General features: G+C 26.5%; 10 protein-coding genes. 4 read left to right on the top strand and 6 right to left on the bottom strand.

Annotation, left to right across the window (positions count from 1 at the left end; translation table 11 throughout):
• Positions 1-91 precede the first annotated feature (91 nt).
• Together LJD32_RS01570 and LJD32_RS01565 are read left to right on the top strand one after the other, a co-directional pair.
• Complete coding sequence (locus LJD32_RS01570) at positions 92-1090, top strand: AAA family ATPase (RefSeq protein ID WP_227391615.1); 999 nt, start codon at positions 92-94, stop codon at positions 1088-1090.
• Complete coding sequence (locus tag LJD32_RS01565) at positions 1074-2336, top strand: hypothetical protein (protein ID WP_227391614.1); 1263 nt, start codon at positions 1074-1076, stop codon at positions 2334-2336. The genes LJD32_RS01570 and LJD32_RS01565 overlap by 17 nt, the downstream gene beginning before the upstream one ends.
• Positions 2337-2628: 292 nt before the next feature.
• On the opposite strand, the gene LJD32_RS01560 is transcribed toward LJD32_RS01565, so the two are convergent.
• Positions 2629-4422: an AAA family ATPase gene (locus LJD32_RS01560; RefSeq protein WP_227391613.1), complete on the bottom strand. Its 1794-nt coding sequence runs from the start codon at positions 4420-4422 to the stop codon at positions 2629-2631.
• Between the two features lie 215 nt (positions 4423-4637).
• On the opposite strand from LJD32_RS01560, the gene LJD32_RS01555 reads away from it, so the two are divergent.
• Positions 4638-5735, top strand: a complete 1098-nt coding sequence (locus tag LJD32_RS01555; RefSeq protein ID WP_227391612.1) for a hypothetical protein — start codon at positions 4638-4640, stop codon at positions 5733-5735.
• Between the two features lie 497 nt (positions 5736-6232).
• Here LJD32_RS01555 and LJD32_RS01550 read toward each other — a convergent pair whose 3' ends face one another.
• Both LJD32_RS01550 and LJD32_RS01545 read right to left on the bottom strand, forming a co-directional pair.
• Positions 6233-6670: a hypothetical protein gene (locus tag LJD32_RS01550; protein WP_227391611.1), complete on the bottom strand. Its 438-nt coding sequence runs from the start codon at positions 6668-6670 to the stop codon at positions 6233-6235.
• Positions 6671-6698: 28 nt separating this feature from the next.
• The gene (locus tag LJD32_RS01545) at positions 6699-6947 is read right to left on the bottom strand and encodes a hypothetical protein (protein WP_227391610.1); all 249 of its coding nucleotides are present in this window, start codon (positions 6945-6947) and stop codon (positions 6699-6701) included.
• 381 nt (positions 6948-7328) lie between these two features.
• Here LJD32_RS01545 and LJD32_RS01540 point away from each other — a divergent pair, with 381 nt between their 5' ends.
• Complete coding sequence (locus LJD32_RS01540; protein ID WP_118347382.1) at positions 7329-7670, top strand: hypothetical protein; 342 nt, start codon at positions 7329-7331, stop codon at positions 7668-7670.
• Positions 7671-7792: 122 nt separating this feature from the next.
• Here the strand turns inward: LJD32_RS01540 and LJD32_RS01535 are convergent, their stop codons facing one another.
• Genes LJD32_RS01535 through LJD32_RS01525 form a run of 3 tightly spaced genes read right to left on the bottom strand, consistent with a single transcriptional unit; the run spans position 7793 to position 12461 of the window.
• Positions 7793-9436 (bottom strand): glycoside hydrolase family 13 protein, encoded by a 1644-nt coding sequence (locus LJD32_RS01535; protein WP_227391609.1) that lies wholly within the window; start codon positions 9434-9436, stop codon positions 7793-7795.
• Entirely contained in the window at positions 9429-11645 is a 2217-nt protein-coding gene (locus LJD32_RS01530; protein WP_227391608.1) for an alpha-galactosidase, read from the bottom strand. The genes LJD32_RS01535 and LJD32_RS01530 overlap by 8 nt, the downstream gene beginning before the upstream one ends.
• Before the next feature lie 9 nt (positions 11646-11654).
• On the bottom strand, positions 11655-12461 hold the full coding sequence (locus LJD32_RS01525) for an HAD family hydrolase (protein ID WP_227391607.1): 807 nt from the start codon (positions 12459-12461) through the stop codon (positions 11655-11657).
• Between the last annotated feature and the right edge of the window lie 24 nt (positions 12462-12485).

Raw genomic sequence — 12485 nt, 5'->3', positions numbered from 1 at the left:
TTGCGGACATTTGAGAAGATATAAAAAGATAGTCAAAAAGACATATATAATTTAAATCAAAATAATGAATATATTGTTTGGTGGTGATGAAATGAATAACTCTTACAGAGAAAATAGATGTATAAATGGATTTAATAAAATTTATTATGGAATTCCTGGATGTGGGAAAAGCTTTAAAATTTCGTCTGCTTTAGCATATAAAGATGGATTCGAGCAAGATTCGATATCATTAAGAGTGAGTGCACCAGTAGCACAAGAAAATATATTTAGAACAACATTTTATTTAGATTACACAAATAGTGACTTTGTTGGGCAAATCATGCCATCCGTAAAAAATAACAATGTTATCTATGAGCCGATTTTAGGACCGTTCACTAAAGCTTTAAAGCGTTCTTTAGAAACGGATGACATGGTCTACTTAGTGATTGAAGAAATAAATAGAGGTAATGCGGCTGCAATTTTTGGAGATATTTTTCAATTGTTAGATAGACATGATAAAAATTTGGATCTAAAAGGATCTAAAGTTGGAGATAGTAGATATCCGATAACAAATACATTTATTGAAAATGCTTTAAATCTTGAAAAAGGAAATGTAATTATTCCTTCTAACCTGTCTATTATTGCAACAATGAATACAAGTGATCAAGGTGTCTTTCCATTAGATACTGCTTTTAAAAGGCGATGGGAATTAGAAAGAGTTGTTGATGATGATAAAGAATACAGCATCGATGAAATGATTGTTCCTTTTACAGAATATTCATGGAAAGATTTTAGAAGAATAATTAATGGTACTATTCAAAAAAAATCTAAAGATGGTACTATTTCTGTAGATAAACAATTAGGAAGATGGTTTGCAAAAGAAGATATGCTTACCACAAATGAAAATGTATATAACAGAAAAGCATTGAATAAATTTGTTAATAATGTTTTGGACTACTTGTATAGCGATGTTTGTAAGTTTGATAAATCTGATTTTTTTGATGAAGATATGACATTTGATGATATTTGTAGAATAATTGATTCTTATCAAGATGACAAAATTTATGATTTAGAATTAAAAATTTTAGAAGAAGATGAAGAAAATAGATAATTTAAAAATAGAACCAGTAGTTAATGCCAATGATTTCATTGGTATTTCTATTAATAATGGTCAAATAACAATAAAAACTCCGTTATGCTTTAGGATTGACGAAGATGATAAAATTTTGAAAAAAAATTTAATTCTATTTTTAAAAAGTATATCAATTGCAACCAAGGATCACGAATACATTAAAAATAACGGGAATTTAGTTGGTGAAATATGGCCTATTGATTCATACTTATGGATAATAAAAGATTTTGTTGAAAATGGTTTTTATTATAAAAGAGAAAAGACTTATTCTACTAGTGGTGGAAAGATTGAATGGAAAAAAACATTAAAGAAAACACCTGTTTATTCGAATGGTAATATTATTTATAATGATATTATTACTAGTCATATGATTCCAACAAATGATGAAATATCAGAAATATATAAGTTCTGTTTATCTAAAGCAATAGATCGTATTGGATGGATATTTAGTTATAACTTTAATATCCATGTACAACAACACAAATCTATTAAAGAAATGATTATGCTAATCAGACAAGAGATGTTTAATACATTTGATGATATTAAAAGGCAAAGATTTGAACATATGATAGCAATTCTTTCAAATATTAATTCTACAGGTAAATCCTCAAAAAATAGTACATATGGTATAAAAAATTATTATTATGTATTTGAAAGAATGGTTGATAGATTTTTTGAAGGAATAAATAAAAAAGATTTATCTAAATATAATCCTGTAGCAACATGGCATCTTGTTAAAAATGGAAATCATTCTTCTTCTGAATTAAGACCCGATACAATTGTACATTTATCTAGAAATGGCAAACAATACACTTATGTTTTAGATGCTAAAATGTATAAATATGGCGGATTGGATCATTTAGAAAGACCTAATGATGGGTTACCAGAGACATCATCTATTCAAAAACAAATTACATATGGTGATGAAGTTGCTAGGTTAACAGACAACTACGTAAGAAATGCATTTATATTACCATATAACAAGGAATTGGAGCGTTTTAAGTTTAACAATGATGCTATCAATATAGATTGTGACAGAAATCTAGCATATATAGGGTTTGCAACAAGCAGTTGGAGGTTAGAAAAAAAAGATCATGATTATATTTTTTCTTTTCTGATTGATTTTAACTATTTATTGAGAAATTATAATAGATCAAATAATAGAATAACATTAAAGTTATATGATGAAATTGAACAGCAAATAAAAAAAATAAGGAAAATTTAAAAATTATATATATTTACAATCTTTAAATTCTTAAACGTTAAGAATTTGTAGCATAGAAAAATACTCAAAATTATTGGAAGTAAATACTAGCTTTCACTAGTATTCTTTCTAATAATTTTGAGTATGTATAAAACTTATACAATAATCATTTAATAATTACTGATAAATAAGAATGAATTAAAATAAAAACAATATTGAAAATATTTTATTATCTGTAACTTATTTTGAAATATAAGTCTTTTTGTATAATATCTATAATGAGCATACAATCACAATCTTAAATAAAACTGATTCAATTAAAGAGCAATTTTACCATTCTTTTAATATGTAAATTATCTGTTTTTAAATAACATGATTTCATTTTGTTTTGTATATCTGAATCATTACCTTTTAAATGAAGACCGTCATTATATAGAGGTTGCAACAAATAATAAAGTTCTGGGACTTCCACACCATTTTCTTCAGCATAATTTAGTTTATTAATTACTTTATGCTTTTTAATAAATTCTTCTTTGTATGGAAAATCAAGTTTTTGGTATACTAATTCTTCTATTTTTATTCTAATTCCTGCTATAACCATAATAGGATCATATATATTATCTTTTAAATATTTATTATTTATTTCATTGTATAATTCTTGACGAACTTCTAAGTTATTAATAGGAGGTTCTCTAGAAATTATTTCTAATAATTCATTGGACAGAGGATGTTTTTCATCAATAAAATGAATAATATATTTTTCTATTTCTTCTTTTATATTATTTTCTGAATTTTTATTTTCCCTTGCTCTAAGCAATTTGATTATAGGTGAGTTAATATCCATTATTGCTGGCGCAGACAAATAATGGATTTTTTTCTTTTTAAAATAATAATTAGCAAATACGTCGGGATCAAGATGAGTAAAAATAATTGGATAAAGAATTTTATTCATTTTTTTACATTTTTTGATTAATTGTGATAGGTAATATTGAACAGCAAGAAGATTACTGCCATCTAGATAGTCAAATACTTCATCAATAATCAAAATTCCTATTCTTTTTTTGAATTCTACTTCAAATTTCGTAAGATTGGAAATGAATGATAATATGTCTCTTTCACCATTAGACATAGATGAAGCTCTTTCGAATTTAATGATTAATTTTCCATGTTCTTCATGAGTTTGAATATTACGCCCTGTAGTATTAAAGAGTTTCAACCTTTCGTTTATCAATGCTTTTGTTTTCTTGTAAGATAGATATGAATAGACTTTTTTAAGAATATCTTTTTCTTCTGAGTCAAAATATTTTCGAAAAAGTGTACATAACTGAATTGCCGTAAATACATCATCAGCATCGCACCAACTATTTGAACGATTATTCATTTTAGAAATACATTCTAATAATGTATCAATATTAATATTACTACGTAAGGAGTTAATTTCCTTTTTTTTGATTTGTTGCTTTATTTCTTTTGAACTACCGTCTTCTGGACAATTTTCTAAAAATTGTTGAAATTTTTTGGTGATTCCTTGCTGTGAACAGCATTTTTTTAAACTATCTTTTATTTGTAATAGAGAATAAATATTTTCGCAATCGCTTAATAATTCATCAATATTAGAAAAGAGTTTTTTATGATTACCAAAGTTTGATATTATATTCCTATATGAATAATCAAGTTTGATATTTTCAGGTATTTTTTTATATATAACTACTTCTTCGACTCTTAGATCAGCTGTTGTTGATGAAAAATTTCTATCAAATATACGAGTAGTATTTTTTGCATATAAAGGACTGTTTATTGTATAAACTGTAACATTTTTTGATATCTCACCACATGTATCCGTTGATATATATGTTGCTGCATTTTCTCCTAAAAATTCTATTTCTAATTTAGGATGATTATTCATATTTTTTTTATATACATCTTTTTCATTTAATTTCATTCTTCCGCTAGCTGCTGCTTTAAATGCAGTAGTAATAGTACTTTTTCCATATCCATTTGGAGCAACTACTATATTAACTTGATTTGCTGTAAGGTTTTTAAAATTTGCTTCAAAATCAGCCTTGCCTTTAATGTTTTCAATATGTATTTTTTTTAATATATTCATTTAGTATCCCTCACTGTGATATATATTTTATACAATAGTATTTTTCCTTAGTATTATACAAATATTTTTTAATTTTCTCAATTAATGTCTGTTATTAGTATTTTTAATATGAGATAATGAAAGCATGATTACACATGAGAGGTGAAAATGTGATAATAAAAGGATTTATATTTTTTAAAGATAATAAAATTCCATTTGTAATAGAAAATTACAAAATGGAGTTATTTTCTGATAATTTATTTATAAGAGATTTTTGTAAAGAATATAATTTTAAAGAAAATTATATTCTTCAAGGACAGTGTGTTTCTTCTGGTGATATTTGTCGTAAAGCAATATTTTTGGTAGAAAAATCTCTAGGGACTGAATGTTATTTAAGTTGTTACATTATTAATATGCATAATAGTGATGAAGTTTATAATAGTATAGGACTTCAATCACCATTTCTTGATGATGTTTTTAGATATAAATACCAATATTTTGATACAATAAAATCAGATGTGAATTTAGCGATATCTCCGAAAAATTTATATACAATTCCATTTTCTATGAATAAATTAAAATATGAATTAAAATATCAAATTGGGCATGATAGCCGATTAGGAATTTTAGAAGATTTTGATAGAAAGGGAGAAATAATTGTTCCACTTCATACAAATGGAATACAAGAGTGTTATGATATTGCGATGGTCTTATACCGACTTGCAATGTTTATGATGTCACGGGTTGAAGTGCCGTTTAAACAAATAATACTTTATAATAACGGTCATCGTGTAGGATGGTTTTATTGTTCATTATTATCAGAAAATGCATTTTCTGGAAGGGATATGTCTTTTTTTAAGTTTGATGTGTTGAAGTATATACCTAAGATTTTAAATAATATTGCCTTAGATTCAAGAAGTAAAATAACACAAAGCATACCGTTAGGCCATTTAGGAAATTTTGAAAATTTATTTTCACCACAGCGTTTTATAGAACAGGTCATGTCATTTGAGTATTTATTTGATAAGTTAGATCATAAAAATGCACAAAACAAAAGATATCCTTTAAAAATGGAATTAGAGACAATGTTCAATGAGTTTTCTCAATTATTATTAAAATCAAAATTATCTTCTAATAAGATAAGTGACGAAATCAAGGAATTAAGACGGAATATTTCTCATGGATATGTTTATTATTATGATTTTAATAATAATCAAAGGATTAAACATTTAATTGTCTTATTAGATAGATTAATCAAATGTATGAGTTTAAAATATATTGGATTTTCAATAGATGAAATTTATGAATTATTTAATAATGGTTGTATGATGTAATAGCCTATATTATATTAAAAAGAGACTGTGAAGTAATCAAATGATATTTCTTCACAGTCTCTTTAATCAAATGACATAAATAATGATAAGTAATCATTGTTTTCTTGTAACTTTTTCATCAAAGCTAGAATACTAATTTCTGTTTCTATTTTGTTATTTTATTTCTAAAAGTTGTTTTTTTTCAAACTGATGTTCAATTTTTTTATATCTAAAAGGAAGTTCATTTTTTTATTGTAAAGGTATTGTTGGCACACTTTTTCATATGTAATTGAAGCATATCTATCTATATTTGGTGCAATAACATAATAATAAATATCTTCTAAATTGGAATAATTATGTAAATATAAATGTATACCAAAATCTAAAGAATTAATCTGTAATTGATAAATTCAACAATTATTATTTGTTATTTCTTTATTTTCCACATCAATGAGTTCTCTTTTTAAGATGACTAAATCAACTGGATTTTTTTATTTCTTGTTTAATCAAGTCATATTTTAAAATTTGTTTTCTACTATTTGATCAATACTTTCATTTACTAATTTTTTTATTTTTGATTTTCTAACTACATAACCACGCTTTTTTAGTTCATCAATTAATTCATTATCAGTATATCCTTCAAAGCCATAACTTGTATAAGCAATTTTTTCTTCCCATTTATTTAATACTGGATTATAGATATATCGCCAATGTCGATCATCATCAATTGATTTATATTCCATTATACCTTCTTCAATATAAGGATTTAACGTATTTAAAAATGTATATGTTTTATCTTCAAACCAAGAAAAAGTATATTCTTCGAGCATAATCACTTGATCTTCAATATTATAATCAATATTACTATTTAAGTTATCTAATTTACTTTTTAATTCTTTAATATTTATTCCATCTTTTAAAAAGACTTCTCCATTACCATCTGCACAATATCCCATATTTTCCTCCTATAATATATTTAATTATTTATATTGTATTTTTCACAAACTCTACAACTTCTAAATTCTTTTCTTTTATATTTTTATCATTTAACATCTCATTCATTGTCATCCAATAATAAAGTTTATTTTTTATAATAAAGTCATTATTTTTCATAATTGTTGGTAAAGATGATAATGTTACTAAATAAAGAGAGTGATTATAAGTTCTATATTCATTATGACTTATGGAATATTTTCTTTGAATTTTAGAAGTAATATATTTGCATGAAATCAAAGAATTATCTATTTCTAAATCTTTGCTAATGAAATTGATGAGATGTTGATCATTGTCTTTATTTACGGTTTTATAATTTATAAAAAGTTTGCATTTTCATCTTTGATCATCGTAAAGAAGATATTTATTTTTATATTTAATAATGATAAGTGAATAATTATGTATCATGTTATTGATTCCTCTTAATTTATTATAAATATATGAATCATTGAAACAATGGACAAATAGTCTAAAGAAATTATCTAATCGTGATTTATCAAATCACGATTAGATAAAAAATATAAAATTAATAAAAGAAAAATAGAAAAAATTAGCATATATAATAATGAAGGGATATACTATTGATAGATTAATGTATGTAAAAATAAGAGGTGAATATATATGCTAATGGAAATCTATTTAAGTGAGGAAAAAGCAAAAAAGAATAATATTGATTTAGATGAATGTTATCAAAAGATTGATAAGTATTTTAAATCTAGAGGAGTAGAAATTGTATCAAAAGGTATTTATAAAGGCGTTAGAAAAGATTTTGAAACATTTGCTATTGCACAAGGATCATTACCTGAAACAAAGTGGTTTTTAAAAGTAGTGGATCAATGGTATATAAGTTATTTTGGAGATACGCCAGATAGTCCAGAATATAGGTCAGATGCATTAGATTCTTATTATCGAATTACTAAGCAAACAGATGAATACATTAGAAAACAAAAACATCGTATTTGAATAAATAAAGTAAATAATAGAAGTTATCGGCAAAAAACATAAATTTATACGTTGTTAAAATATATAGTTTTTGCCGATAACGGCAATAAAAAGCCCTCTAGTTTATCACTAAAGGGCTGTTATTATTTTTTGATCATAATAAATTGATAAGGTTTTAAAGTTGTTGGGTTGTAATTGTTGTAGTTATCTAACAAGATGTTTCCTTGAATATCAGGAATTGGTTGTTCGTTGTTTGTAAAGTTACATAAACAAATAATTTCTTGTCCTTGATAAGTACGTTCATAACCAATAACATCATCTACGGTATTTACTTCTTCAAAATCTCCATAAACAAGAGTATCTTCTTGTTTTCTAATAGAAATCATTTTTTTATAGAAGCTATAGATTGAATTTGGATCGTTGAATTGATTTTCAACATTGATTTTATCTTGGCTACCTGTCATTTTTAACCAAGGTTTGTGATTACTGAATCCAGCATATTCACTACTATCCCATTGCATTGGTGTTCTGGTATTATCTCTACTTCTAAGGTTAAGGAAATGTATGGCTTCTTCTTTAGTAAAGCCTTCTTCTAAGGCTCTTTGATATTGTCCATGACTTCCAATATCATCAAATTCATCAATGCTTTCTCTTTCAAAGTTTTCCATACCAATTTCTTCACCTTGATAGATAAATGGTGTTCCTCTTAAATTAAAGAACATACCAGCAAGCATTGTTTGAGAATAATAATTATGATTTTTCTTATCTAAGACAAATTTATCGATTGCTCTAGGTTGATCATGATTTTCCAAGAAACTAGCAATCCATCCAAGCTTTTGAACTTCTCTTTGACTTGTAAATAAGAGTTCTTTAAATTGTTTAGTTGTCCAATCTTGTCTTTTAAACCATTCTTCATCTTCACTAATATCAAAATTACAATAATTAAAATCAAACATCATTGAAAAACATCCTTGTTCACCAATAAAAATACCTAAATCCTTATATTGAACCCCTACTGCTTCTGCAACAGTCATACAATTATGTTTTTCAAATGTTTCTTTCTTTAATTCATCAAAGAATACTTCAATTCCTGGTTGATTTCTAGAATAAGCAAAACAAGCACTTAAACCATCTTGTCCATCAACAGGACCATCTAAATATCTTTGATCCTTTTTAATAAAGTTAATTGCATCAACTCTAAATCCTGCAATTCCTTTATCTAACCACCAATTAATCATTTTATAAAGTTCTTGTCTTAAAGTTGGATTTTCCCAATTTAAATCAGGTTGTTTTTTAGAAAAAGCATGGAAATAATATTCATCTCTACCTTCTACCTTTTGCCATACAGAACCTCCAAAAACAGATCTCCAGTTATTTGGTTCTTTACCATCTTTAGAGGATTTAAAGATATAATAGTCATGATAAGGACTATTTGGATCTTTTAGTGCTTCTTGAAACCAGGCATGTTCATCTGAACTATGATTGATAACGAGATCCATAATAATCTTAATTCCTTTATTTTTAGCTTTTTCAATCAATTCTTCTAAATCAGCCATTGTTCCAAATTCAGGATTAATATCATAATAATCAGAAATATCATATCCATTATCATCCATAGGTGATTTATAAATAGGACATAACCATAACAAAGTCACTCCTAAATCCTTTAAATAATCAAGCTTTTCAATAATCCCTCTTAAATCACCAATTCCATCTCCATTAGAGTCCTTAAAACTCTTAGGATAAATTTGATAAGCTATCTCTTTCTTCCACCATTCATTACTCATTTTCTTTTCTCTCCTTTAAAATATATAATTTAGAATAATAATCTCCAATACCATCCTTATTCTCACCACAAGAACTATCACTTATAATAAGTCCCACATTCATCAATTCATCTCCATATAAATCTAAACCATTAACATGATACATCTTATCTTCATCTAAACCTAATAAAAGTAAACGACGATAACCTACATTAACTTCTTGTAAAGGTCGATAGTAACCAACAATTGCTTGTGTTTTATCATGAGAGACAACCATCCAAGCTGTTTCGTTTGATGTAAATGGACTTTTTAAACGATAAAATGTTCCAAATTGAAATAAAGAACGATATTGTTTCATAAAACTAATTTGTTTTTTAATAATTTCTTTTTCTTCAAAGGTTAATTGATTAACATCTAATTCATAACCAAAAGTACCAAAATAAGCTACATTAGCACGTGTTTCAAGTGGTGTATTTCTAAATGTTTGATGATTAGGAATTGCTGAAACATGTGATCCCATTGAAGAAAGTGGGTAAACAAGAGAAGTTCCATATTGAATCTTTAATCTTTCTATTGCATCTGTATCATCACTTGTCCAACATTGAGGGGCATAATAAAGCATTCCTGGATCAAAGCGTGCTCCTCCACTTGCACAGGATTCAAAGAGTATATCAGGGTATTTAGTTGTTAGAACATCGTATAAATGATAAACACCTAGGATATATTCATGCATGACTCTTCCTTGTGATGAAACATCATGAGTGCTTGAATAGACTTCTGACATACAACGATTCATGTCCCATTTAATATAGGAAATATAGGAATCATCAATCACATTCATCATTGCCTGGGCAATGTATTCAACAACTTCATGATTAGAAAAATCTAAAATATATTGATTTCTTCCATGACAACTCTTTCTATGAGGAGTTTTTAATATCCATTCAGGATGATTTCTATATAAGTTAGAATCTTCATTGACCATCTCTGGTTCAAACCATAATCCAAATTTTAAACCTAAATCATGAATTCTCTTTGATAGACCACGAATTCCATGAGGCAGTTTATCTAAATTAGGGAACCAATCTCCTAATCCTTGATGATCATTATTTCTATTACCAAACCAACCATCATCTAACACAAATAACTCAATTCCTAATTCTTTTGCTGTATTAGCCATTGAAACAATCTTATCTTCATTAAAATCAAAATAAGTTCCTTCCCAATTATTCACCAAAATAGGTCTTACTTGATCTCGATACTTTCCTCTAGCAAGTCTTTTTTGATAAAGTTGATGATATGTTTGTGACATCTTATTCAGTCCTTGATTACTATAAACCATTACAACTTCAGGACTTTGAAAAGAATCTAAATGATCTAATAGATATTCAAAACAATGAGGATGAATTCCCATAGATACACGTGAGACATGATAATTATCGACTTCTACTTGGGCCAAAAAGTTACCACTATAAACCAAACTAAAGCCTAAAACTTCACCACTTGTTTCTTTACAATTTTCTCTTTTTAAAGCAATAAAAGGATTAAATTGATGAGAAGAACAGCCTCTTAAAGAATAAATACTTTGAATACCTTCAGTAAGTTTTCTTGTTTTAATAGAACGTTCTCTTGCCCATGATCCTGTAAGTTCAATCATTTCATAATCTTGATCAGGTAAGTCTAAAGACATAGACATCATTTGATTAAGTCTTAATTTTTGTTTTCCTTCATTAATAATAAAAGCATTTCTTGTAATAACAGGTAAATCATGATAAATGGTATAACTTAACTGTAATTTTGTATCAATAACATCATCATATAGGGTAATGATCAATGTTTGTGCTTCATCTTCTTTTTCTACATAAGTTGCAGGTAAATGATCTAATTGAGGTTTACCTTGAATTATTTGATGATTTACATATTCAAAGTTTAAAATATGACTGCCATTTTCTTGGGTGATATCGATTGCTGGATGACGTAAATCACCAGAACCATAAACAGGATATTCTTGTTTAATATGTTCTAATGAAAAAGTGAGATCACCTTTATAGCTACAAGATGACATTGGTCGAGGACTTGTTTCAAAAAGATGATCAAAGTTATCTCGATCATGAATTCTTTTTCCATAATAGAGTTGACCTAATTGATTGTTTTTTAAGATTTTAAAGATATAACTGATTTGATCATTATATAAATGAAAAGTTTTACTTTCTTCATGAAATTGAATCATAAATTTCTCCTACTCACTAAATAAAATTTTTAAAACATCTTCTAATCCATCATCTACAATAGATTTACAAACAATATTTGCTTTAGCTTTTAATAAATCACAGGCATTTCCCATGGCAACCCCTACACGACAAAAATCAATCATTTCTAAATCATTTTCTCCATCACCAAAAGCGTATGTGTCATCTTGATCTAAATGATAATAATCAAGAACTTTTTGAATACCTGTTGCTTTTGAAATTGTTGGTGAATAGAATTCAAATGCATTGTCACTACCATGTTCATCAAAATTAATAACATAACCAAAATCATTTTGGATATAATTTTCTATTTTTTCACGATCTTTATTTGTGACATTCGCTTCTATTTTAATGGCTCTTTTTAATACCTCATTACGATCAAACTTTGTTGTAAATAGATCTTTAAAATGTCCATTTTGAACAAAGAAGTTATAAAGTTCTTTATAAGAAGGATCAATGTATAAATGATTCGCTGTCGCAATCATATAATCACAATGAAGTTCTTCTAACATATTTGCTGTCTTTAAACATAACTCATAATCCATTCTATTTTCATAAATAGATTTTCCATCAATTTCTACATAACCCCCATTATTTAAAACATAACCATCAAAAGTACCATCCCACCACTTTTGATCTAACATGGCTTTAGGACGTCCACTACAAATAAAGAGTTTATGTCCTTGTTCCTTTAATCTTTTTAGTTCTTTTTGTACACCTTGAGGAATTTCTTGAATACCACCATAAGACCATATTAATGTTCCATCAATATCAAAAAATAATACCTTTTGTTTCATAACATTTCTCCTTTCGTTAATTAT

Origin of the sequence: Faecalibacillus sp. TM498 (genome assembly GCF_020589955.1) — a bacterium.
Lineage (GTDB): Bacteria > Bacillota_I > Bacilli_A > Erysipelotrichales > Coprobacillaceae > Faecalibacillus > Faecalibacillus intestinalis.
This window is presented reverse-complemented; position numbering and strand designations above follow the sequence as displayed.

Bases quoted from the DNA above. Each gene is read 5' to 3' on its own strand.
- LJD32_RS01550 (WP_227391611.1), bottom strand. From the start codon at position 6,670: ATGGGATATTGTGCAGATGGTAATGGAGAAGTCTTTTTAAAAGATGGA.
- LJD32_RS01525 (WP_227391607.1), bottom strand. From the start codon at position 12,461: ATGAAACAAAAGGTATTATTTTTTGATATTGATGGAACATTAATATGG.
- LJD32_RS01560 (WP_227391613.1), bottom strand. From the start codon at position 4,422: ATGAATATATTAAAAAAAATACATATTGAAAACATTAAAGGCAAGGCT.
- LJD32_RS01535 (WP_227391609.1), bottom strand. From the start codon at position 9,436: ATGAGTAATGAATGGTGGAAGAAAGAGATAGCTTATCAAATTTATCCT.
- LJD32_RS01530 (WP_227391608.1), bottom strand. From the start codon at position 11,645: ATGATTCAATTTCATGAAGAAAGTAAAACTTTTCATTTATATAATGAT.
- LJD32_RS01570 (WP_227391615.1), top strand. From the start codon at position 92: ATGAATAACTCTTACAGAGAAAATAGATGTATAAATGGATTTAATAAA.
- LJD32_RS01555 (WP_227391612.1), top strand. From the start codon at position 4,638: ATGGAGTTATTTTCTGATAATTTATTTATAAGAGATTTTTGTAAAGAA.
- LJD32_RS01565 (WP_227391614.1), top strand. From the start codon at position 1,074: ATGAAGAAAATAGATAATTTAAAAATAGAACCAGTAGTTAATGCCAAT.
- LJD32_RS01540 (WP_118347382.1), top strand. From the start codon at position 7,329: ATGCTAATGGAAATCTATTTAAGTGAGGAAAAAGCAAAAAAGAATAAT.